The following is a 23,782-nucleotide window of genomic DNA, read 5'->3' on the forward strand; positions in this document are numbered from 1 at the left end:
GCAGGCACAAGTCCTTAAAGTTTCTTTCATCATTAATTGCGGGTCGGCTTTGATCCGTTGAAGGAGGCACCGTATGACTACGCGTGATGTTGTTTTTCCGCCCGGACGCCAAGCGCTTTACGAGCGCAATCGCTATTCGCCGGCTATCCGTTCCAATGGCTTTTTATTCGTTTCGGGGCAAGTCGGTAGCACCGAAGACGGCTCACCCGAGCCCGACTTGGAGACCCAGGTTCGGCTCGCGTTCAACAATCTGAACGCGATCCTGGGATCTGCCGGTTGCACCTTCGACGACGTGATTGACGTAACGGTCTTCATCGTCGATCCACAAGAGAAGTTCGAAACGATCTGGAAGGTTGTGCCGGAGTTCTGGGGTAACGCACCGCACCCGACGTTAACCGCTGTTGGTGTAACGTGGCTGTATGGATTCCATTTTGAGATCAAGGTGATTGCCAAGCTTCCGGACGGGTCGAAAGTGCCGGTTTGAGTTAGGGAAATGGGCAAATCAGAAGTCACTGCTATGCTCATCGCAACTGGTTGAGTCCGAACGTGTGGTACCTCAAGGAAGGTCAATCAAGAGAGGGAATCCAGATGCCACTGGAAGCAAGCATGCAAAGCCGGCTCAAAGATCACTACGATCCTTTTCCTGGCCCCGACGCCAGTCTTTTCGAACTCGGCGAGTTAATTTCGACGTATCTGAGTCAGAACGGGGTGACCGAGGAGGGTGTCATTGCGGTGGCACTCTCGAACTTTCCTTACCATTACTTGAGCTTTTCTCCCGGCTTGCAGCGTGACGTGAAAGACAAGATCGGTGAGCGACTTCACACCCGCGGCAAGGCATTCGAAGAAGCTACTGGCAAGAAATTTATACTTCGTGTCGACGTGCCTGGCGGTGGCGAGGTTGATCCAGGCATTATCCAGCAAGCCAATCAACATAACCCGGGCTGCGCCGAGAAAAAGATCATTACAGCCCTGGAGCGTTATGGAGAAAAGATGACAGCTTTCGCTATCGTTGCTCATCCAGCGCACAACTACATGAACACCACATCCTCGTCACATGTGGTACTCGCAGGCGCATCACAAACTTATATCGGTCCTTGCACCAGTTGTATTCTGGTCGGAAAGATTCACAAGGCCACACTCGGGCATCTCGTTTAAACCCTCCTTGCACCAGAGAAGTCAACCGACCGGCTCAGCGGTACAACTCATTTCCCTGAGCCTGGTTTCAGGAATAGGGCCACATGGATGCAGATCGGACTTAGTTACAGTGACTTTGTCGAGAGCGTATTGAGGCGACAACTCGGTATCGCCTCAATCCAGTCAAATCTTGCGTTGCGTGAAGTCAAAACGACCAATCGTATCGCCATTGCGGGGCGGACAAAGCAGTAAACGGGCGACAGACCGGACGTCCCGCCAACCTCATGACTGCCTTTGCTTGCGCTAGCATGAAAGGTGGTGAGGCCACGCCATTGAGACTGGTCATGGGGGTATTGAGTGTGCGTGACGGGTTCTGTCAATTGCTGGGGCCGGAGGAGGCGTGTTGAAACCATTCCCGCTCAGACCTGGCGCCTCAACCCTGAACATGTTGCGTCAAGCATGCCTGCAACGCCGTGATGCGGTGCCGTCAACGTTAACGGAAAAAGCGCTGATCCCGGGTATTCCAGATGCTCGCTACTGGCTGGACCAGGACCTGACACCATTCATTCGGGATGTGAGCCTGGCCAACCTTCGAGAGGCTGAGGCGCTCGCCAGCGCAGGGCTACCGAATGACATGCTGCCGCGGGCAAATTTGCTGGCCGTTTCGGGCGGCGGCGACGCTGGCACATTCGCCGGGGGCATCATTGCGGGATGGACCCTGCATGGGACTCGACCTGTATTCAAAGTCGTCACCGGTATTAGCGCTGGCGCCCTGGTCGCCCCGTTTGCCTACCTGGGGCCCCAGTACGACGATGTCATTGTGCGAATCTGCAATGCAGTCGGCCCAAAAGACATTTTCCATGCGCGCAATTTGCTGACCCGTCTTACCAGCGATGGCATAGCACACAGCAAGCCCCTGTCGCGGCTCATTGCACAGCACGTCACGGCCGAGATTCTTGCGGCGATCGCCTCGGAATACGCCAAGGGACGGCTCCTGATGATTGGTACCACCGACCTTGATTCAGGGCGCCCGGTCACCTGGAACATGGGGGCTATCGCCTCCAGCCAGGCACCGGGAGCGCTCGAGCTGTTTCGCAACATTATGGTCGCGTCGATGAGTATTCCCGGTGCCGTCTCACCCGTCATGATTGATGTGGACGTTAACGGCCACCCGTTTCAGGAAATGCACGTGGACGGAGGTGTCCTTACGCAGGTATTCCTTTACCCACCTGGCACCGTGATGGCGCTGAACCAGGTGCCCGGGGCGCGTTTGCGGCGTGAACGGCATTTCTATGTCATTCGCAACGGCAAACTGGAACTGCAATGGTCCGGAACGAAGCGCCGAACCTTGAGCATTGGCGGTCGAGCCATCAGTGCATTGATCCAGACTCAGGGGATTAGCGATCTGGATCGAATTTACCGAATTGCCCAGCAAGATGAGGCGGACTTTAATCTGGCGTACATAGGCTCCGATTTCCATGTTTCCCGCCTCCATAAATTCGATGGCGAGTACATGAAGCGTTTGTTCGAGTACGCCTATGAACTCAGTGCCAAAGGTTATCCGTGGCATAAATCGCCGAGTACGTGAGAGACGGTCTCAGCCGATCGGCTCGGCCGTACAACTCATTTCCCCTGAGCCTGGCTTCTGGAAAAGCACCGCATTGCCGTCTTGCCAGAAGCTGTAGCTCCCTCGGGAATCCTTGCCAATGTACTGGGTTCCCGAATCATTCTGCACCTGACTCAGGGTGATCGAGGTGTTCGCCCATTTCAGGTACACGACACCAGGCTGAGTGTTAAAGAAGGTGGCGGCAAGCAGCTCATTTAATCCTGTACACCGAAACGCCAGCGGGCCTTCGGTGAGTCTGTCTGGATCCTTGGTTCTCGCAATGACCGAACCTTGACGCAGCTGGTGCGCGCGCTCGGCATTCTGTCGGATCGTACACGCCTTGGGCGCAGGGTCGGAGGCACACTGATTGCGGGCATCGAGCCAGAACTGCTGGTCGATCACGATCTTGTCCGGACGCGGTACTGAATGATCGTCCGTGAGCGCCAGGCGATAAAGACGCGTCAGTTCGATATCCATCTGCACCAGTTGTGGGTCGCGACAAATCAGCTTTTCGACCGACGCCGTTGCCGTGGCGCAGTCGAAACTGGTGTGGAAGATGGGTGAAGCAGTTGCGCAGGTGCTCGTCGCCGCGCACACGCTGGCAGCGAGCAGGCAGGTGAGCGTTTTCTTGTTGGGCTGATTCATTACCTGATACCCGGATTGCTGTGGGATCTATTGATCCGTTGAACAGTCATTTGTTCGCATTGGGTGTATCGCAGTATAAGGCTGTATTACAGATTGGACTGGCGAGCTCGCCAGGTCGATGGACTGCAATCGAAGTGCCGGCTGAACCAGCGTGAGAAGGCACTAAGTTCGGAAAACCCCAGAACCCCGGCGATCTCACTCAAACGTTGATTGGAATGTGCCAGGTGACGCATTGCCAGTTCCGCACGCACCTGATCCAGCAGCGAGGAGAATGTTTCGCCCTCCTGCGCGAGCTTGCGATGCAGTGTTCGCCTGTCCCATCCCAAATTGGCCGCTACTTGTTCCACCGAACAATGGCCCGTGGGCAGCACTGTCCAGATCATCTGGCGCACTTGTTCAAGTAAAGCTGTCTTGGATTCTTCGCGGATGCTGTCCAGATATTGATGAACATAACGGGCCCTGTCCGGATCGGCACTGGGCAGTGCCTTGTCCAGATCGGTACTGCGGCAAACGATGCCATCCATCAGACTATTGAACTGCACGGAGGTGGCGAATATGCGGCGGTGTCGACTGTCGTCCATCGGCGCTGCGTGACGAAAGCAAACCATTGAAGGGTGCCAGTGGTTCCCCAGCAAGGTTTTCAGCAGGCGGTGGGTTACTCCCACTGACAGTTCCATCGCCTGACGCACCGGCAGGTTTCCCACCGTGACCTGTTCCATGCGCAACACCACCACGCCGCCATTTTCCTCGATATTCAGCACCAAACCCTGATTGTGGAGAAAAAGGAAGTCGCGGAACGCTTCCATGGCCGAACGGATCGTCTGTTCGTCTCGCCACAGCAGCGCCAGAGGCCCCAGATTGGAGAGCTTGCGGGTTTCGGCCATGCGCAAGCCAAAATCGTCCACTCCCGCTTCACGCGCCGAATTTTCGAGCAGGCGTGCTACAGCTTCGTTGGGAATCTTCAAGTCTGGTTGAAGCAGGCATTGGGGATCGAGGCCGACAAGGCGCAATTGCTGCAGCTGATCGACGTGTAGCAATCGGGCTGTTTCAGCGTAGTTCGTCAAGCTGGCACTGCGAACAAGGCCACTCATGAATGATGACTTCTCAATCCGGGACAGCGATTTGTCAGCTTAGCAGGTGAATGTCCCGCAAAGTCAAGGTGAACGCCAGTAGCTGCGCGACACTGCGTCACTTCCCGCATCGTCAGGTGGGGATTGCTCGTTGCCCTCAAGGCTTGTGTACAAAAACAAGAGAATGGCCATGAATAAAACACCTCGAATCACTCGATCAACGGACACCCCTGCAAAGCGTCGCCGCGCGCCAAAAGCTCTTCAAGAGCAGCAGAAACAAGAGTTAGCGGTCAACACAGCACAGGTTGCGACACCATTGCTCAGGGTGCGCCCGGTCGATCTGCTGAGCGCCTCCGGTGCCTTGTTCAAGGCCGTGGGCAAGAGGCCGGTCAAGGCTGCACGGCATGTTGGCAGTTACCTCAAGGAGTTGGGCAGTATTGTCGCCGGCAACTCCAGCGTGGCACCGAGTCCCAAAGACAAACGTTTTTGCGATCCGGCCTGGCAATCCAATGCCTTGCTGCGCGGCCTGTTGCAAAGCTACCTGGCTGGTAATGACGAACTGAGCCGTTTTATCGATGGGGCCCATCTCGATGCCAGAGAAAAGGGCCGCGCCCGGTTCATTGCCGCACAGTTGTTTGATGCATTGGCGCCGAGCAACCTGTTGCTCACCAATCCGGCAGCGTTGCGCAAGTTGCTCGATACGGGAGGCATGAGCTTTGTCAAAGGGATCGGGCAGTTCTCCCGGGACCTGCGCCACAACGGCGGGATGCCGATGCAGGTGGACAGCGCGCCATTCAAGGTGGGAGAAAATGTCGCCACGGCGAAGGGCGAGGTGGTGTTGCGCACCGAGATGTTCGAACTGCTGCAATTTGCCCCAACCACGAAAAATGTACATGCCCGCCCGTTGGTCATGTCACCGCCGCAGATCAACAAGTACTACGCCATTGACTTGTCACCCGACAAAAGCCTGATCAAATGGATCCAGGACAGCGGTATACAACTGTTCGTCATCAGCTGGCGCAATCCGACCAGCATGCACCGCGATTGGGGCTTGTCCGAATACGCGCTGTGCCTCGACCAGGCAGTGGACGTCGCGCGGCAAATCACCGGTAGTGCGGATGTGAACATGTGGGGTTCCTGTTCAGGTGGCCTGACGCTCGCGGCCTATCTCGGCTGGCTGGCGGCGCGCGGTGAAGGCGCCAAGGTGGCGAACACCAGTTGGGCGGTGTGCGTGCTCAATATGCCCGCGCTCTTCGGTGAGACAGCCATCGGCCTGTTTGCCACGCCGGCGGTACTGCGCGCGGCGAAGACCAGCTCGCAGTGCAAGGGAACACTCAGTGGCCAGGACATTGCGCGTATGTTCGCCTGGATGCGACCCAACGATCTGATCTGGAATTATTGGGTCAACAACTACCTGCTGGGCAACAAGCCGCCGGCATTCGACATTCTGGCATGGAACAACGACTCCACGCGTCTGCCGGCAAAACTGCATGCCGACTACCTTGATCTGGCCCAGCACAATCCCTACAGCAAGCCGGGGGGCTTGCAGATCGCCGGCGAGCCGATTGACATGAGCAAGGTCAAGGTCGGTGCCTATGTGATCGGCGGCACGACCGACCACATCACACCCTGGCAGGGCTGCTACGGTACCGCCCGATTGTTCGGCGAAGACAGCACCTTCGTCCTCTCCAATGCCGGCCATCTACAGAGCTTGATCAATCCGCCGGGCAACCCGAAGTCGTATTTCTACGCCGCCAATGCCACCGCCTCAGATCCAGAAAGCTGGCTGCAAGATGCAGGCGAGAGCCACACCGGCAGTTGGTGGCCACATTGGCGGCAGTGGATTGAACAACGGTCGGGCGCTAGCCGGCCAGCCCCGCGCAAACTGGGCTCACGCAAATATCCGCCGTTGTATACAGCCCCGGGCCATTACGTACTGGAGCGTTGAGATCAACTGGCGCGCATTGGCTGATTACGGTCAATGCTCAAAACTTTCCACACCCGTTCGAGGGGGCACACGTATAAAAGGAATTAGTAGTTGCCCCCGAAGAACATAGTCCCCAGGGTTAGTCGCCAAACGTGAGCTAGACTCAAAGATCCAAAGCAGACTGATAACAGTGGAGGCTTTATGAAAAAGTCCATCCCCCCCTGTTTGGCTACTATTGTCTCGGTATTCTGCCTTTGCGCTTCAGCCGAGACCGTCACGCCACTCAAAGGGCAGTCCCCCGAATTGATTCAGCAGGACATAAGCGCATGCCAGGCTCAAGCCGGGAACGCGGCAAGCACCAGCACGACGTCTCAATCAGGTGGACGTGCTCGCGGTGCCGCTACGGGCGCAGTAGCCGGTGCGGCGGTTGCCGGAGCGCGCGGTCGTCAGCATGACGAGATTTATGACAAGGTGGACGACGACGTTAAACAGGAATATCGACAGAACAACGCCAAGGATGCTGCTGTCGCAGGTGCGGTTGTAGGTGGATCCCGACAACGTCAGGATCGTCGTCAGGATCGCCGGGCAGAACCGGCGGCTACTGCTTCCGCCTACAACAGTTGCATGCAGCAACGTGGCTATCAGATAGCCCCTTGAGCTTGGGTTAAAGACTTCTTGAACTTGCGTTGAAGGCTTGAAGAAAGCCAAGCGCATCAAGATCTGCATCGTTTTTGACGGGCGCGACGGTGCAGGGAAGGGCGGAACGATCAAGGCGCTCAAGCCTGCCTGACCACAGAGGGGGTGCAATGCGCATTCCATTGTTCTACGCGGTGTCAGCTGCATTGTTTTTGAGCGGATCTTCCTGCCTGGCGCAATCATTGGACGCGAACGCGACCACCAGCGCTGCCGCTACCGCGCCCGTCAACGCGGTGGCCAAGGATGCCGTGTTTACTCAAGAGCAGTTGGATCAAATGCTGGCTCCTATTGCGCTTTACCCCGACCCACTGCTGGCCCAGGTGCTGATGGCCACTACGTACCCCGGGGAAATAGCCGAAGCGGTCACCTGGTCTAAAGCACACCCGGACGCCAAGGGCGACGATGCGGTCAAGCAAGTGGCGAACCAGCCCTGGGATCCGAGCGTGCAGGCGCTGGTCGCTTTCCCCCAGGTCATGGCAACGCTGGGACAGGATCCCGTCTGGGTGCAACGCCTGGGGGATGCCTTTCTGGCGCAGCCCGACGATGTCATGGGGGGCGTGCAACGCTTGCGTCATCAGGCCCAGTCAGCAGGGAACCTGCAAAGCAACCAATATCAGAACGTGACGGTTCAGGCGGCTGCGGCACCGACAGCGGCAGCTCCGGCTCCGGCTCCGGCTCCGGCCACCAGCACCTCCACGATCATCATTCAGCCGTCCGATCCGCAGGTGGTTTACGTACCCACTTATAACCCGACCACAACCTATGGCACCTGGCCCTATCCGGCGTCGCCGCCCGTGTACTATCCACCGCCACCGGCCTATTACCCCGGTTCGGCATTGATGGCCGGGCTGGCCTTTGGTACCGGTGTGGCTATCATCGGCTCGTTATGGGGTGAATGTGACTGGGACAACAACGACATCGACATCGACGTCGACCGCTACAACAACATCAATCGCAACAATCAGATCACTCGGAATCAGAACAACTGGCAGCACAACGCTGTTCATCGCGACGGCGTTCCCTATCGAGACAGTAAGAGCCGCGAACAGTATGGCCGCCAACTGGACGGTGCCCGTCAGCGTGAAGCCTATCGAGGGGACGATGCTCAGCGAGCCCAGGCTCGTGAAAAAGCCCGTGGTTCAATGGACAAGCACGGTATCGAGCGACCTGCCACCACAAACCGCGAAGCCCGTGATTCGGCGCGCAAAGCCCAGTCTGCAACTGCGCCCGGCAATCGGATGCAAGCAGGTACCGACAGACCGAAAGCGTCTGACAGGAACCAGGACACTGCCAGAAATACTCGGGAGAGTCAGCCACCCAGGAAACAGACCGCTCAGGTAAACCAGCGCGGGCAGGGCGATTTGCAAGGGCGCCAGACTGTGCAAAAACGGCCGGCTACCAGCACGGGCAGTGCCCGCAACAATGCATTCGCCGGCGTGCGTTCGCCGGCCCAGGCCAACGCACAAGCCAGTCGCGGCCAGGCCAGCCAGGCATCCGCCCGGCGCCCCAGTGCCTCGCGTCCAGCCGGCCATCAGGTCAGTCGGCCGTCCAGTCCACCCGCGCGTCAAAGAGGGAGCCGTCGTTGAAAAACAATGCTCGAATGAAGGCTCTCACGGGCTTGTGCTTTCATGTCCTGGCGATCGCTGCCGGTTTGATGTGGTCGTGCATGGCTACGGCACAGCAGGCTTTTCCGACGCCGGAAATGGCCGCCCAGGCGTTCGTCGAAGCACTGGGGACGGAATATGCCGATCAGGCACGCCTGACTGAGTTGCTGGGTAATGAATGGCGCAGTTTCATCCCGCGCGAAGGCGTGCAGCGCAGTGATGTGGATGCGTTTTTGAAGCAATACCGCGAACAACACACCATTGAAAAAACCAGCGATCGCAAGGCGGTCCTGTCGGTTGGCAGTGACCACTGGACTCTGCCTATCCCCATGGTAAAAGGCGCGGACGGGTGGCGCTTCGACATCGACGCCGGTAGCGCCGAAATCCGTGCACGTCGAATTGGCCGCAACGAACTCGCCGCGTTGCAATCAGTGCTGACTTATCACGACGTCCAGATGGAATATGCAGCCGTGGATCGTGACGGTGACGGCGCGCTCGCCTACGCGCAAAAAATCTTCAGCACCGCCGACAAGCACGACGGACTTTATTGGGAGGACGACGATAGCGGTCAGATCAGCCCGTTGGGGCCCTTGTTCGGTAAAACCATTGCCGGCGAAGACTGGCAGGGCTATCACTTTCGCATCCTTGATGGCCAAGGTCCTTCGGCACCGGGCGGCGCCTATAGCTACCTCATTGGTGACAGGATGAGCCGTGGTTTTGCACTGATCGCCTGGCCGGCGAAATACGCGGACACCGGGGTGATGAGTTTCATGATCAGTCATGAAGGGCAGGTGTTCGAAAAAGACTTGGGACCCGGTGGTGACCAGTTGGCGGAGTCGATGAAGCGCTTTGATCCAGATGACAGTTGGAAGGTGGTGACTGTGGGTCAAGAGTAGATCTGCCTGGGACTGCAGATCCCTTGGGGAGCGGGCAAGCCCCAATGCCTGTCAGTTAAGCGCAATCCATGTGGGAGCGGGCTTGCTCGCGAAGACGGCGGCACAGTCAACATTGATGTCGCCTGATACGCCGCTTTCGCGAGCAAGCCCGCTCCCACAGGTTCCGCGCCTTAACTGACTGGCATTGGGGCAAGCCCCGCTCCCTGGGATGTGAGCCTAACCCAAGGCGGTGAAATCGCTGGCGTGCAACGCCTGGACACCCACCAGCTGGATTTCGAACTCCGGCGTGGCGTCGGCATCGACACTGCCGTAAAGAATGCCATCGGCAAAGCGCAGTTGGCCGGTGGCGTTGGCAGGGTCGAAGGCGTTGCTGCCGACGAAGGTGAAGGCGTCGACAGTGGTGGTCAGCGGGTTGGCGTCCAGGCCGGTGAAATCCAGAAGATCGCTCTCAGTGCTCTTGAAGCCGTTGATCACATCGCGCAAAGCCCCGATGCCCATGTCCGACAGCGCACCAAAGGCGTAGGTATCCGCGCCAGTGCCAGCGGCGAGGTTGTCGGTGCCGGCACCGCCGATCAGCCGGTCATTGCCCGAACCGCCCACCAGCGCATCGTTGCCCGCACCACCGTTCAGAACGTTCGCGGCGCTGTTGCCCGACAGCGTGTCGGCGTAGGCGCTTCCCGTCAGGTTTTCAAAGGACTTCAAGGTATCGAGCCCGGAACTCACGGTGTTTTGTTGCGCTGACGTGGAGAGGTTGACGGTGACGCCGGACAGGGCGCGTTCATAAGACACCGTGTCATTGCCATCGCGCCCGTCCAGCACGTTGTTGCCGGCGCCGGCGAACAGCGTATTGTCCAGCGCGTTGCCCGTGCCATTGGCGGCGCCAGTGCTATCGACATACAGATGCTCGACGTTGTTGCCGAGGGTATAGGCCGCGAGGTTGCTGTGCACACGGTCGATCCCTCCCGACACCGCATTGCTGTTGATCTCGATCACGGTGTCGTTGGCGTTGTCGACATGGTAGGTGTCATTGCCATCGCCGCCGCTCATGCTGTCGGCCCCTGTGGCGCCATCAAGTACGTTATTGGCGGCATTGCCGGTGATGAAATTGTGCCGCTCATTGCCGGTGCCGTTGATGGCCGACACGCCGGTGAGCACCAGGTTCTCGAGATTGGCTCCCAGGGTCCAGCTGACCGAGGCCTGTACGGTATCGATCTGCGAAGTCGAGGTGTTGGTTTCCATCACACGGTCGGATGCGTTATCGACCACATAAACGTCGTTGCCATTGCCACCGGTCAGGGTGTCGGCGCCCAGGCCGCCATTCAGCATGTCGTTGCCCGAGGTGCCCGTCAGGGAATCCGCCTGGTCGGTACCGGAAATCATGTTCTGAGCGTTGTCGAAAATCTCCTGCACGCTGTTGTTGTCATTGGGGTTGCCTTGCAAGCCAAGGTCATTGGCAATGTAGTCGGCCAGGCGCTGGCCGACGATTTCCGCCGACTCCTCGTGCAGGTGCCAGACGTCATCGGGATACGCCAGCGGATCGACTTCGTGGCGCAAGGGCAGGTCGGTGTAGTCCACCGCCAGCTTGACGTCGGCGCGCTCGGCGGCAATGGCTTCCTGGGCAGCGCGGACATAGCCAACCCCCTCGACGATGGAGGCAATCTTTTCTTCTGAATAACCACGGGCACGCGCCGCATCCTGTTCGTAGTGACCGGTTTCCATCAAGTACACACTGAAGTTGCCGAACTGGGCATGCAGGTAATCGAACACCTTCAGGGTCGCGGCCTTGTAGGCCGCTGCTGCCGCTGCTTTGTCCGTGGCGCGGCCGATCTCCTGGGCGGCTTCCTCGCCCTGACCCCAAATGATGCCCATGGTGACGTTACCGATGGATTGCAGTTCAGTGAGCTGGTCGCGCAGCAGCGTTACGGCGCGCAACAGCGCAGCGCCAGGTTGGTTGGTATCGGTCAGCCACCAGCACAGCTTGAGTTCTTCGGCGCTGAGGGTCGACAAACCGGTGACCGTGCTGCCGCCCACTGCAATGTCGATGTTGTTTCCGTTGGCATCGGTGAATTGGCTGCGCACGTCAAAGGGGGTATAGCGGCCCAGGTCGTTGACCAGCATCGAGGTGCCGGACTGATTGTCGTCCTCCGTCATGCGCAGCAGACGCGCATTGGACTGGCCGAGGGTGGGCAGGTAGAGAATGTCCTGCTGAGCTCGTACGCCGAACACGAAATCACTGGCGGTCAGGGTGTTGAGGTAATTGCCGTTGAGGGCCATTTCAAAACGATTGCCATCGGCATCCGCTTCGGCGGACTTGATGTAGGTCTTGTCGCCGGCCGCATTGAGGGTCATGTACAACGTGCCATTACTGCCATCGCCGAGGCCTACGAAGCCCAGGCTCGAAACATCGATCTTGTCCACGCCTGCGGTGAAGTCATAGATCGTGTCAGTGACCGTGACACCGCCAGTGTCGTAGTCGCGGTAGCTGTCGAGCACGTTGGTGTAGCGGAAGGTGTCGGCACCGTCGCCGCCGTACAGCGAATCGCGTCCGGCACCGCCCTCGAGCTTGTCGTCGCCCGCGCCGCCACTGAGGTTGTCGTTACCCGCCAGGCCGAGCAGGGTATCGGCCGAATCGCTGCCCGACAGTGAGTCGCTGCCGCTGGTGCCGGTGACCACCCGATTGAAGATGAAGTTATTCGCCGTCAGCGTGCTGGCGAAGTTGCCCGAGAGAATCAGCTCGAAGCGATTTCCGCTGGCATCGGCATCGTAATCCTTGATGTAGGTGCGGTTGCTGCTGGCGCTGTAGCTGACCTGCAGGGTGCCGCCACGGCCATCGCCCAGGCCGGTGAAACCGAGGCCGGCGAGGTCGATCTTGTCCTGGGTGACGTCGAAGTCGGTGATGATGTCATCGAAACTTGTAGTTGCATTGCGATAACTGTCGGACTGAGCGGCGAAACGGAACGTATCGGCGCCGGTGCCTCCGGTGAGTTTATCGATACCGGCACCGCCCACCAGAATGTCACCACCGGCCCCGCCATTGAGGGTGTCGTTGCCGGCACCACCGTAGAAAATTTCGCTGGCGGTGCTGCCCAGCAAGGTGTCGTTGCCAGCCGTGCCTTGCACGATAGTCATCGGCACTGTGGCGCTGACATAACTGCCGTCACCATAGACCAGCGTGGCTCCCTTGCTGGTGTGACTGATGGTGTTGCCAATAATGGCATTGCGATCAGTGCCGTCTTCGTTGCGTTCGGCGACGCCGTAAGTCGACAGGTCGCTGCCGATGATGATGTTGCCCTGGATGATGTTATCGCTGCCGTTGAAGTACTTGCCGGACACGCCCAGGGTGTCGTTGTAGGACTGGATGATGATCTCCGGTACGGGGCCACCGAGGGAATTATTGGTCAGCGTGTTGTCGATGATCTCGACGTGGTTACTGCCGTAGATGCGTATCCCGGTGCTGGCGTTGTCGTGAATATCGACGCCGCTGACGGTCACCTCACTGGACATTTTGATCAGCACCCCTTCGGCGCCGTTGCCATACACCTCGCCACCGGTGATGGTGATGTTGCTGGGGGAGGGGATGTCCTCGCTGCCGCGCTGCACCACGATGCCATTGCCGCCATTGTTGTAAGCAATGTTATTGGTGAGCGTGAAGTCGTGGGTGCTGGTAACGATGTTGAAACCGTGGCGGTCGTTGTCGTAGGCGATATTGTTTTCGAAAGTGCTCTCGCTGAGGAAGTCAGCCACGAAACCGTCCAGGCCGTTGCCGTGGGACACGCTGTTCTTGATGACCATGTTGACGGTCTGCTCGTGGGGGTCGAAACCGTACCCGGAGCAATCCTTGATCTCGACGCTGTCGAGGGTGACGTTGGAATCGTAGCCTGCTTCGCCGGGAATGTAGCCATTGAACCAACCGTCGATCTTGCCCGTGGTGCTGTCACGGTTGCCATCAATGGTGAGATTGCTGACGCCGAAGTCATGGGTTTCTTCGCCATAGGCAGAGCGGATGACCCCCGTGATCTTGGTATCGGAACCGTCAGCCACTTTGACGGTGGTTGCTCCCATGCCATCGCCGTACAGGTAGACGTTGCTCTTGAGCATCAGGCAACCGTCGGAGGGTTCCTCACCGCCCGAAACGATATAAGTTCCGGTCGGCATATATACCTGCCCACCGCCTGCGGCGGCCGCTGCATCAATCGCACTTTGTATCGCCGCTGTGTCGTCTGTGATGCCATCTCCTTTGGCGCCAAAATTTTGTACATTGAAAATCATGAGCTTATCTCCGTATCGGGCAAAAAACTCGTTGAATGCCAATATTCCATCGACAGCCACCGTGTTATGACCCAGCGGAGGGCAAAAGTTGTGACCGCGTATCGGGTAAGCGTCAAAAAACCGGAGTAACTGATTAGCGGTTGTGAGGTATTTTGAGTTATTTAGAAGAAATAACGTTCTATTGACGCTTGCCTGGCGAGCGATGCGCCTGAGGCAGCTGGTACGCGGAGAGGGGGTTCGGGCCGCGTTGAGATGACGGACACGGCGCTTGCGAGACCCTGGATTTTGAGCCCCGTCAGCCCAGAAACAAGGTTAGAGTGTTCAGCAATGTCTGTTCATAAGGACCCTCCACTCGATTCGGCATAGTCGCGCCAAGCGATTGCAGCGAGCGAACAGGGCAACAAAAACCGTATATCAATCGTTATGTGAAGAATGAATCGTTCGCTGTTTGTTTCTCTGGATGGGCCCAAGGGCGCCGGCAAAACCACACTGTTGGAGGCCGTTACGAAAGTACTGAGGGCAGACAACAAAAAGGTGATCCGACTTTGTGAGAAAAAAAGCGATCCCTATAGGGGTGAAACAATGGCCCTGGTGAACAGACTCGTCAGAAATCCCACCCGGGATTTGGAGTTGGAAGTTTGTGCGCGTTTTGCTGATAGCCGCACCTGGATTTCCCGGCACGTACTGGCTAAACAGCCACCAGGCAGCATCATCCTGATCGATCGCTGGTACCCGTCTGACGCCGCGTTTCGCCGTATAGTCCCGTTTGCAGAGATTCTAAAGTTGAACATGGATCGAAACGTGCAAGTGCCAGACCTGCATGTCGGGGTTGTCACCACAGCTGAAATTTCGTGGGCGAGGGCAGCGGCACGAGGGCGTGGGCTGAGCAGTACGGTGATCCATAAGCTGGAAGAACAGGTCGCTTGTACCAAGGCGTTCGAGCGAGCGATCGCAGATCACGGCTGGGTTTTATGCCGCAATGAAGGAACGATCGAAGAGGCAACGATGCAGGTGGTTTCTGAGATCTATAGCGTCCAGGCGAAGTTGGCTGCGCCGTTGTCTGGCGCTGATTGAAGGTGCACGGGTGGCTGAGCTGGTGATGTTTCAGGGGGCGCGTTGAGCGACCTTTAAGGCCGCTCAATTGAAGCAGGCGTTACCAAAGAATGAATGCAGAGGCCGTTGTTTGATTCAGGTTAATGTTGCCGACCTCCAATATTTCATACTCAGCGCGGACGCCGATATTGCGAAACACATCCACTTCAACGCCCGCCCCGTAGGTCAAGTCCACGCCGGTGTCATCATCGCTGGCGTTGCCGTCAGCATCCCAGGCATGAGCACCGACACTACCGAAAATGCGCACCCGCTCTCCCAATGGGAAGCCGACATGCGCACTGACTTGCACCGATTTTCCATCGAAATCAAGATTCTTGTCCTCGAATTGGCCAAGATCAACGAAGGCGCCCTCGAAGGCCAGATAGCCATTGAGACGATAGCCTGCAAAAACCTTATAACTGGAGTCTTCATCGCTCAGATTTGATTCGTCGGTTTCAATATTGCTGACGCCAGCACCAAGATACAAACCTTTGTCATCCGCAAGTGCCTGAAAGGATAGCAATGAAAGTAGGGAAACGAAGCCTAGGTTTCGAAGTAGCATAAGAAGTGTTGTCCTTTTACAGGTTGTCGATTGTGAGATGTTTGCCGAATGTGCGTAGTCGCGAGGATTAATAGAAGTCATTGATTGATATTGATGAGTAATATTCAGTCACTGTAAGCATCTGATGTTCGCCGGACATTGAAAATACCGCCTGGCCAAGGCATGTACAGGGAGTGCCGGTTCGGTGAAAGCGTGTCTGAAAGAGCCGGTGCCAACGTTACCCATAGCAATACGATGTCCATACACTCTAAGCCTGTGCAATTGAGCCGCTGCTTCTTTGTGATTTAACAAAGCACTATCGTTGATTTCAAAAACGATGGCGGACGGCGGTATGTTGTATGTCGTCATGATGCCGGCCACAAAGTCGGGAAAGGTCTGGTCGAGCAGGTCGTGGGCGGTAAGATTGATGGTGATGAAGAAATCCTTGCATGCCCAGAGATAGGTGCTGTAATCCTCCGCAACACGGCGCATGACCGAACGCGTGAGTTCGCAGATCAGTTCGGACTTCTCTGCCGCTGAGATGAAGACATCTGCCGCAATGGCGGCGCCTTTAGGGTGCCAGCGAGAATGTGATTCGGCACCGACCAGATATCCCTTCCTCGAATCAACGATAGGTTGATAGTGCACGTCCAGTTTGTCCGCCCTGATTGCCTTGCGAAGCTGAACGACGGTCGAGGTGTAATACCTAAGCACCCTCCATGAAAGGTAAAGCAGTGCTTCCAAGATGAAGGCCAGGGCAATGAATAGCGTCCATTTCAAGTCATTCAACTCATGGGTTTTACTCAAGCCCTGCCCAAAAAGTCTGTCTGCGTAATGATCGGCAAGAAACCATGCAATTAAAGCCATTGCAGCCGTTGCGCATAAAGCTGATGGGTAAGTTCTAAGTAAGGCTCTATACGCGGCAATCATAAAAACTCCGAAAAACATGATTTGACTAGGCGGGATCTGACCAGAGGCGAATTTTTAACTGTTCATCAGCCAGGCCAACGCGACACCGCACAAATAGGCGGCAATGCAAAAGAAGATTTTATGCTTGAGCGGCAATGAATTTAATCGATAGCGCATGTTTGTTCTCCTGGCTATTTAGCAAGCAATGTAGGCCATTAATGTGGAAAATTAGAAATATTAATTGTTATTTTTTCGAAGGTTAATCTTTAAACCGGTTTTTCTGCGTTGCGCCTTGCGGTTTCCGAAGGTATTTCTCCATAGGCACTCTGATAGGCCTTGGAAAACCGGCCTAAATGGTGAAAATTCCAATACATGGCAGTTTCGGTAACCGTAGGCCAGGTGTGACGGATCAAATCTCGGCGGGCGTTGGCGAGTCTGAGATTTCTAATGTAAGCAATGGGTGAGGTTCCGAACGTTTCGACGAAACCAAGATGTAAGCTGCGAGTTGTGGTTTCAAGTTGTTTTACCAATGACTTCATGCTCAGCGCTTTGTTAATGTTTTCATGGATGTAATCTATTGCTTCCGTCGCAACTATTCTTCTTGACGGGGTTTTAAGCCTGGCGCGACCAACGGGTGTCAATGCGCGCAGGAGTGAAATCAATAACACGCTTTCAAAGTCTGATATTTCCGAGCGCCTGCGCTGTTTTTCGGCAGTGCCATTGATGTCTGTAAAACAAGCGTTGATGACCTGAATGGCAGACTGCATTAATTTGAAGTTTGTAACCTGGAAGCGTTGGTTCTTTCGATGGGCGAGCACATCGATAGTTGAATCATTATCGATGCATTGTGCATAGTGCTCCAGTGTCGTGGTCAGCGTATAAAGAGTTTCATTCGGTTCGCAGGTGTACTGTACGGGCTCGCCGCTATACAGCACGATGACTTCATTAGGCCGCAGTTCATGATTATTGACAGAGGGTCGGCCAACGGGCGCCTGTGAAATGGCAATGGTTATAAAGCCTGGAGGAACAGAGCTGTCCAGAGTGACAACTGAATCGAAATCCAGCCGGCTGCATTGGAGAGTCAGACTATCAATGAGCTTAAACTGTCGAATACTTGCCTCATGCTCTGCCGAAATCAAGCTGACTGTCCACTGGCCGATAGTTCTATCGGGTTCATTTGCGGCAATGGGCGTTACATGAAAAACTTCGTCAGGAATTATTGTGCGCATGGAGTTTAACGCTCTTCAGCTAATAAGTAGTGCCAAGCCATTGTTCAGACCTATGTCAATGAGTCGGTGTGAGTTCCAGCGCCGCTGAAAAAACATACGCATCGCTCAACGGTAGATCCAGCAGGCTTTGAAGTTTGCACGGCGCTATTTTCGAACCAAAGATTGCCGTTTGTTGACCGCCGATGGCCGCTGCATCAAAGGCAAAATAATCATTGATACGATAGCTTGTGCAAATCCTGTAACTGGAGCTTTCATCGTCAAGCTTCTTTTTGTTGCTTTCAATAGGCGCCAGGTCGACGCTGTAAAGCTCCTTGTATCCAGCCATGGCCTTGAGTGAAAGCAATACACCAAATGATACGGTGGCAAAATTTTTTAGCCGCATGACGAGCTTCCTTGTTGATGATTTTTCAATAAGAGCAAAGTGCCCGCCACATGACTGTCACGGCGCGGCCTGTGAATAGTCTCGCCCCCGAGGGGGTTGTCAAAGTCAAAAACTCATATTTTCAATCAACAATCGGCTCGATTTGCTGAAGGCGCGAGAAGCGCCTTTACTGGTCATGAAGGAAAGCAGCCAGGAAAATCATCAAAACGGGAGGATTTTTAAGGGGGAGGGGGATTTGATTCAAATCAGTAATTATTATTTTTATTGTCTGAATGATGGTTTAGTGACTCATGCAACGCAAGCGGCCGGTTTCGTGCACATAAAAACATACGGCGTTGTCATCGGTGACAGGTATGAGCTCATAGTTTAGAACGGCGCCTTCCTGCAAGACATACTGGCGCCTGAAAAATAGATCGGGAGTCTTTTCAATGGCGAATAACTCGTTGTCCTGACTCAACTTGACGTTGTTGATTTTTATCTGGACGTGATGATTGCTTTCCCGGATAACATTTGCAGTGATGGTGGCGTTACGAATTTTTCCGTTCAGGTTTTCCAGAGAGGTTTGTGTTAGTCGGCCGTGCCCGATGGTCAGATACTCCTCAGTATTGAGCTGATTCAAGTCTTCGAGCCATTGTCGGGTGATGGTCTGATAACTGATGTTTTCCATGTAATAAGATGGAGAATAAAGCAAAGAGAAAATGCAAGCGACGTTGATGATTCCAAGCACTATCCAGTGAGTCATTGAAGGTGTTGTCAGCTTCATAGGGTTGCCTCCAGACATTGCCGGATCATCAGTGCGAGGTCTTTTTGAGCGCTATTTAATTGTAAGTTTGCTGTGCTTGAATCCGGGCGGACGCACGAAACGGAATAATTTGTTTTATAGAGATTCAGCCAGACCTGACCTTTTAAATGGGGAGAGGACTGTTCGATCTGTTTGGCCGAAAGATCCCTCAGTGATTGAGCCTCAGCGACCGAGTGGGCAACAGCATGGATGAACAGGTCGTTCTGTTTCAGGCTGGAAATTTCTATTTTTGGTGTGTCGAAGCCAGAATGGAACCCTGTGTAAACGCATACTCCCAAGGTCAGGAAATAGCCGATCAAATGGGCTTTGGTTATGTAATTTGATTCTTTGGTTTTTTCTGAAAGTCGCGGAAGATCATCATCACTTCCACTTCGCGGTAATTCTTCAATGACGGGCGCGCAAGGTTGCACCGCTTCATCTGTTGGCATCGGCAAGGCTGCCTGGGCATCGACTACATATTGACGATTGAAGCAATATCCTCTTCGAGGAACCGTCATCAAGATTTCGTGATCTCGACTGTCGTTAAGAATGTTTCTAAGTGAGAAAACGGCCTGGTTCAAACTGCCGGCGGCGACGACGCGGTCATTCCAGGCGTAGTCGGTAATCTCCTCACGGCTTTTGGTCTGACCGGGCTCCATAAGCAGCAGATCCAGTAGACGCGATTCAGCTCTACCTATCGTGGAAGTTTGAACATCGCCATAGGGTGTCGTGATGGAAAGCAAGGCGGTATCTGGGTCGAAAAGGGCCATGGCACCATTTTTCAACTTGAAGGCGTAGCGCATGGAAATCCTCCGTTCAGTTGGTTCTGGCTGAGTATAGAGACGGTTTGAGAGGCTGAGTTAGACGCAATACATGCTTGTCGGGGGAGATGAGCGGCTATTTGCGGGCAAGCGCGAAAGGTGCAATCAGGTTTTGCAGACAATGCTGGAATAGCTCTCGAAAATGTCACTGGCGTCAAGCAAGGGTAATCCACGGCGTTTCAATCGGGGCGGTCATGATGCTTGATATGAGCACCTCGCGCTATCCGAAAACTGCAAGACAGGGCCATGCATGCCTTGAGTAAATATGAATCGGTTTAGTCCTGCCGCATTCTTTCGACCAAGAGGCAGGGCGTCCCTGAACATGTTTCTCACGACTAGTTCAGGGCGGGATGGAAAGGAAGGGGAGTGAAATGACTTCAGGCGAGGGCGAGGCAGTCAGTTGGATCAAGGCAAAACGTTATAGCCACGCTGTTGCAGGCAACTGCTGTACACGGAGTTGTTGGCGGTGATGTTTTGCTCAGTGGCGGCAAGATTCTGTCTGCGCTCCTGACGTTGCCTTGAGGCGCCGACCACCACGCCGGCCGCAGCGGCACTGCGCGCACGATTCTGGCGATAGTCCTGCTTGATATCGTCGTCGATCTGGTCATAAACGTCGTCATGTTGCCGGCCGCGAACCTGCGCAGCAGTGGCGCCGGCGATCGCGGCTGTGGTAGCGCCTTTTATCCGACCTCCGGAAGGCACTGTGTTTTGTGTCGGAAATTGAGCATTGGCTTGTGTCTGGCAGGCACTGGTGTCTTGCTGAATGGTCTGTGAAGTCTGGTTTTTGAGTGGAACCAGCGTTACCGCCAAGGCACCAGAGCTGGCGAGAAATAGGCAGGCCGATAAGGTAAGGGTCGATATTTTCATCAAGTCGGACTCTCTCCAGGCGACATCATGGGGTCTGACGGATTATTCATAGATACGCAGCGTGACCGCCGTTGCGAAACCCCATGCCCGTTTGTTCGCAGTGCAAAACCATGACAATGGATAGCAGGCAAGTCAACGTTGCCATGGGGTATCCCGTGTCAGCTACTGCTTGGAAAGCAGGGCCTGCATGTCGGTCGTTACGGTTTTGAGTGCGACTTTGAAGTCATTGGCGCCTATTGGCTGACTGGCATTTTTCAATGTCTCGCCGAATACCTTGCGAACCACCTTGACGACCGGCAAACCGGTTTTGGCATCGATCAGGTCCATTTCCAGATACAACTCGGCCGTCTGATCACGATGGCCGGTGGCTGCTTGTGTGGCCCCGACGACAGCTGCGATCGGTACGGCCTCATACCAATGCATGCCCTCGTTGTTGGCGCTGACGTGGGTGATCGCCGCCTGCAGAATCAATGTCCGTGAATCGGCCGGTGCTTGCTGCACATTCGAGACGATCGTATAAGCGGGGACCAAGGCGTTTCGGACACTGTCGCTGGCCATGATCTGTACATCTTCCAAGGTTTTCAGGTTGACGCGCGCGGTGGGTATGGGCGCTGGATACAACTCAACCTCCGTGAACACGACAGTGGAATAGGCATGGGGATCAAACCCTGGCGCGACCCAGCGCATCACTTTCTGTTCACTCTGCGTAGTGTGTTCTTCCAGTCCCTGATAATTGGGCAGAAAGCCCGAATATTGTTCTGTTTGCGCCACCTTCGAGACACACCCGACTTGAAACACGCAGCTCAAGGCAATCCCCACAATCCATTTATTCGACATGCTCATGTGTTCTGTTCTCAAGTAATGAAAGTTGCTGTTCAGGTTCCTGCCCCCAGTACCGACCTGAGCGACGCAAGGCTGGCGCCTGCACGTCGGTCGATACGGGGCGGATACTGCCCGGTAAGGGCCGGATAATCCGAATCAATAACCCTCAAAAACTATTAAAAACGTCATTGCGGTACCTTAGCTTGAACTGAATGGGCAACGACGCCGCATCACCAGCGTGCAGCTGTCACTTCATTCAATGACTTGCCATGAATACGGAGTGCAGGCCCGTTGACAGAGAATTTTTTTCGAAGTCACAAGATAGAACCTTTGATAGAGGTTCCGTCCTGACACATCATTTAACATAATATACATTACACGTAACAACATGTTTCAGGGTTAGCCCGGTTGCACGTGGATTTTGAGGTCCTCAATCCACCCTCGTCCTTACATCAGCTTTCCAAAACAACTCTGTATGTTCGGGAATCTTCTCTCTGAGTTTCTGCCGACTGCTCATCTCCCTACCTGAAAATCAAACCTCGTGAAACCGCTTCGCTGATCAAACCGTATTCCGCTAAACCCGTCATTAGTTGCTCTGGAAGCTTTCCAACGCCACTAGGTACGTGCAGCTGAAAGCATTCCCCGGTGATAACGTCGTTGCCCAGTGATCAACATACCGTCTGGAAAAATCAGGCTGTCCTGAATCGGGTTTCCCAAATGGTAGTAATGAACGATGTCCGAATGATTCAAGTGAACATGGCCTATAGGCCAATCTTGCTCGGCAAGTAATGAATTGAAATTCATCCATGAGGTTTAACTTCTATTTTGATCTGACCATCGCGTGGTGATCGAAATGAAAGGTTCTTCATCAAAAACCTCCTTCCATGTGAGGCTCCAGAGTCAACACGGCAATCACTGTTTCAGCGTCGGGAATCTGAATATTAAGCTATCAGCAATGCTGTATCGATAGTTAATAACTATGCTAAATAACCATTTAGTCGTTTTATCACGCGCTCGCCTCGCTCTCGGCTTGCAACGCTTCCCGCACATTCGAGGACTAACTGGCGATAAATCTGTTCGACGGGCTATGAGCATGGCAATCAGGGCTATGGTCAATGTGTTGAGCAGATCAAGGAGTTTCCGATGGCCGACCCAAGCAAGAAAATGAGCCTCATGGGGCTCACCACTCTGGTGACGGTGAACATGATGGGATCGGGCATCATCATGTTGCCAACGAGCATGGCCCAGCTCGGGGCCGTTTCGTTGTTGTCATGGATCGTCACCGCCGTCGGTTCGATGGCCATCGCTTACTGCTTTTCCCAGTGCGGCATTTACTGCCTGCGCTCAGGCGGTTTGTCTGCCTACACCGAAGAGGCGCACGCCAAATCCGGCTTCTTCCTCTGTTCGTATCTGTATTTTCTCTCGCTGGGCATCGCCAACGTGGCTGTCGCCATCTCTGCGGTGGGTTACATGACATCGTTCGTGCCCTGGCTGGGCAGTGGCGCCATTCCCCTGTTTATCGGTACGGTTGGCCTGCTCTGGCTGACCACGGTTGCCAACTTCGGTGGCCCCGGCATCACCGGCAAGATCGGCGCGATTACCGTGTGGGGGGTGATCATCCCGGTCGCTGGCTTGAGCATCATCGGTTGGTTCTGGTTCAAGCCCGATGTGCTGATTGCTGCCTGGAACCCGAACAACTTGCCGATCTCCGACGCCATCGGCAAGGCGATTCCCCTCACCCTGTGGGCTTTCCTTGGCATGGAATCGGCGGCACAGGCTTCCGATGCCGTGGAAGATCCCAAGCGCACCGTACCGTTGGCCTGCCTGTTCGGCACGCTGGGCGCGGCAGTGGTGTATGTGCTGTCGACTACGGTCATTCAGGGCATCGTACCCAATACCGAACTGGCCAACTCATCGGCGCCCTTCGCGCTCGTCTATGCACATATGTTCAGCCCCATGGTCGGCAACATCGTTATGGCGCTGGCAGTGATGGCTTGTGTCGGTTCGCTGCTGGGCTGGCAGTTCACTCTGGCGCAAACGGCGAAGATGACTGCTGACCGAGGCATGTTCCCGAAATTGTTCAGTAAGGTCAGCGCACAGGATGCGCCTATTCTCGGCATGCTCGTTTGCGGCATCTTTCAGACCTTGATGGCGCTGTCGACCATCTCGCCCAATGCCAGCGCCCAGTTTGGAAAACTCGTCAGCCTGGCAGCAGTGACCAATCTGATCCCATACGTGACAGCCGCCACGGGCCTGCTGGTCATGATGTACAAAGCCAAAGTCAGTACGGAGATCTACACCCGCAACACGATGCTATTACTGATCGCCGTGGGCTATTCGTTGTACGCCCTTTATGCCTGCGGCAAGGATGCCGTATTCGGTGGCCTCATTGTCCTTGCATTCGGCTATTTGCTCTATGGCTTCCTCTCCAAGCGTTTTGTCGATGCGTCTCCAACCGCTCAGATCAGGGCCGGCAATCCTTAGCTGTATT

General features: G+C 55.2%; 20 protein-coding genes and 2 pseudogenes. 11 read left to right on the plus strand and 11 right to left on the minus strand.

Annotation, left to right across the window (positions count from 1 at the left end; translation table 11 throughout):
* Nucleotides 1-73 precede the first annotated feature (73 nt).
* From ABH909_RS17405 to ABH909_RS17420, 4 genes and pseudogenes are all read left to right on the plus strand, one after another.
* Nucleotides 74-484, plus strand: a complete 411-nt coding sequence (locus tag ABH909_RS17405) for a RidA family protein (RefSeq protein WP_429435410.1) — start codon at nt 74-76, stop codon at nt 482-484.
* Nucleotides 485-588: 104 nt separating this feature from the next.
* Nucleotides 589-1,155, plus strand: a complete 567-nt coding sequence (locus tag ABH909_RS17410) for a hypothetical protein (RefSeq protein ID WP_429435413.1) — start codon at nt 589-591, stop codon at nt 1,153-1,155.
* A 102-nt stretch (nt 1,156-1,257) separates the two neighbouring features.
* Nucleotides 1,258-1,386 (plus strand): annotated as a pseudogene (locus tag ABH909_RS17415) (Lrp/AsnC family transcriptional regulator); the annotation flags it as partial.
* A gap of 151 nt (nt 1,387-1,537) precedes the next feature.
* Nucleotides 1,538-2,722, plus strand: coding sequence for a patatin-like phospholipase family protein (locus ABH909_RS17420; RefSeq protein ID WP_429439959.1), 1,185 nt, complete (start codon nt 1,538-1,540; stop codon nt 2,720-2,722).
* Between the two features lie 9 nt (nt 2,723-2,731).
* Here the strand turns inward: ABH909_RS17420 and ABH909_RS17425 are convergent, their stop codons facing one another.
* Complete coding sequence (locus tag ABH909_RS17425) at nt 2,732-3,385, minus strand: MliC family protein (RefSeq protein ID WP_429435416.1); 654 nt, start codon at nt 3,383-3,385, stop codon at nt 2,732-2,734.
* An 86-nt stretch (nt 3,386-3,471) separates the two neighbouring features.
* Complete coding sequence (locus ABH909_RS17430; RefSeq protein WP_429435419.1) at nt 3,472-4,476, minus strand: AraC family transcriptional regulator; 1,005 nt, start codon at nt 4,474-4,476, stop codon at nt 3,472-3,474.
* A 169-nt stretch (nt 4,477-4,645) separates the two neighbouring features.
* On the opposite strand from ABH909_RS17430, the gene ABH909_RS17435 reads away from it, so the two are divergent.
* The 5 genes and pseudogenes from ABH909_RS17435 to ABH909_RS17455 all read left to right on the plus strand — a co-directional run bounded on the left by ABH909_RS17435 (nt 4,646) and on the right by ABH909_RS17455 (nt 9,578).
* On the plus strand, nt 4,646-6,403 hold the full coding sequence (locus tag ABH909_RS17435; RefSeq protein ID WP_429435422.1) for an alpha/beta fold hydrolase: 1,758 nt from the start codon (nt 4,646-4,648) through the stop codon (nt 6,401-6,403).
* A gap of 180 nt (nt 6,404-6,583) precedes the next feature.
* Complete coding sequence (locus tag ABH909_RS17440; RefSeq protein WP_429435425.1) at nt 6,584-7,039, plus strand: hypothetical protein; 456 nt, start codon at nt 6,584-6,586, stop codon at nt 7,037-7,039.
* Nucleotides 7,040-7,085: 46 nt separating this feature from the next.
* Nucleotides 7,086-7,160: pseudogene (locus tag ABH909_RS17445) on the plus strand (hypothetical protein); the annotation flags it as partial.
* A 28-nt stretch (nt 7,161-7,188) separates the two neighbouring features.
* A complete protein-coding gene (locus ABH909_RS17450; protein ID WP_429435428.1) occupies nt 7,189-8,664 on the plus strand; it encodes a DUF3300 domain-containing protein in 1,476 nt (491 codons plus the stop codon).
* A gap of 14 nt (nt 8,665-8,678) precedes the next feature.
* Nucleotides 8,679-9,578 carry a DUF2950 domain-containing protein gene (locus tag ABH909_RS17455; protein WP_429435430.1) on the plus strand — a complete coding sequence of 300 codons (900 nt, stop codon included), beginning with the start codon at nt 8,679-8,681 and terminating at the stop codon, nt 9,576-9,578.
* 216 nt (nt 9,579-9,794) lie between these two features.
* On the opposite strand, the gene ABH909_RS17460 is transcribed toward ABH909_RS17455, so the two are convergent.
* Nucleotides 9,795-13,847 carry a glycosyl hydrolase family 28-related protein gene (locus ABH909_RS17460; protein ID WP_429435432.1) on the minus strand — a complete coding sequence of 1,351 codons (4,053 nt, stop codon included), beginning with the start codon at nt 13,845-13,847 and terminating at the stop codon, nt 9,795-9,797.
* A 432-nt stretch (nt 13,848-14,279) separates the two neighbouring features.
* On the opposite strand from ABH909_RS17460, the gene ABH909_RS17465 reads away from it, so the two are divergent.
* Nucleotides 14,280-14,921, plus strand: coding sequence for a dTMP kinase (locus ABH909_RS17465; RefSeq protein ID WP_429435435.1), 642 nt, complete (start codon nt 14,280-14,282; stop codon nt 14,919-14,921).
* 79 nt (nt 14,922-15,000) lie between these two features.
* Here ABH909_RS17465 and ABH909_RS17470 read toward each other — a convergent pair whose 3' ends face one another.
* From ABH909_RS17470 to ABH909_RS17505, 8 genes are all read right to left on the minus strand, one after another.
* Nucleotides 15,001-15,501 carry an outer membrane beta-barrel protein gene (locus ABH909_RS17470; protein ID WP_429435438.1) on the minus strand — a complete coding sequence of 167 codons (501 nt, stop codon included), beginning with the start codon at nt 15,499-15,501 and terminating at the stop codon, nt 15,001-15,003.
* Nucleotides 15,502-15,609: 108 nt separating this feature from the next.
* Nucleotides 15,610-16,410 (minus strand): EAL domain-containing protein, encoded by an 801-nt coding sequence (locus ABH909_RS17475; protein WP_429435440.1) that lies wholly within the window; start codon nt 16,408-16,410, stop codon nt 15,610-15,612.
* Nucleotides 16,411-16,655: 245 nt separating this feature from the next.
* Nucleotides 16,656-17,618, minus strand: a complete 963-nt coding sequence (locus tag ABH909_RS17480; protein WP_429435442.1) for a helix-turn-helix domain-containing protein — start codon at nt 17,616-17,618, stop codon at nt 16,656-16,658.
* Nucleotides 17,619-17,673: 55 nt separating this feature from the next.
* Nucleotides 17,674-18,000, minus strand: coding sequence for a hypothetical protein (locus tag ABH909_RS17485; protein ID WP_429435445.1), 327 nt, complete (start codon nt 17,998-18,000; stop codon nt 17,674-17,676).
* 280 nt (nt 18,001-18,280) lie between these two features.
* Nucleotides 18,281-18,763, minus strand: coding sequence for a hypothetical protein (locus ABH909_RS17490; protein ID WP_429435447.1), 483 nt, complete (start codon nt 18,761-18,763; stop codon nt 18,281-18,283).
* Nucleotides 18,760-19,584 carry a winged helix-turn-helix domain-containing protein gene (locus tag ABH909_RS17495; RefSeq protein WP_429435450.1) on the minus strand — a complete coding sequence of 275 codons (825 nt, stop codon included), beginning with the start codon at nt 19,582-19,584 and terminating at the stop codon, nt 18,760-18,762. Before ABH909_RS17495 ends, ABH909_RS17490 begins: the two co-directional genes overlap by 4 nt.
* A 423-nt stretch (nt 19,585-20,007) precedes the next feature.
* Nucleotides 20,008-20,469: a hypothetical protein gene (locus ABH909_RS17500; RefSeq protein WP_429435453.1), complete on the minus strand. Its 462-nt coding sequence runs from the start codon at nt 20,467-20,469 to the stop codon at nt 20,008-20,010.
* 162 nt (nt 20,470-20,631) lie between these two features.
* Nucleotides 20,632-21,312 (minus strand): DUF3313 domain-containing protein, encoded by a 681-nt coding sequence (locus ABH909_RS17505; RefSeq protein ID WP_429435456.1) that lies wholly within the window; start codon nt 21,310-21,312, stop codon nt 20,632-20,634.
* A 1,122-nt stretch (nt 21,313-22,434) separates the two neighbouring features.
* Between ABH909_RS17505 and potE the strand changes: the two genes are divergently transcribed.
* The gene (potE, locus tag ABH909_RS17510) at nt 22,435-23,775 is read left to right on the plus strand and encodes a putrescine-ornithine antiporter (protein WP_429435462.1); all 1,341 of its coding nucleotides are present in this window, start codon (nt 22,435-22,437) and stop codon (nt 23,773-23,775) included.
* Nucleotides 23,776-23,782 lie beyond the last annotated feature (7 nt).

The sequence above is a fragment of the Pseudomonas sp. BS3782 TE3695 genome (assembly GCF_050435305.1).
Lineage (GTDB): Bacteria > Pseudomonadota > Gammaproteobacteria > Pseudomonadales > Pseudomonadaceae > Aquipseudomonas.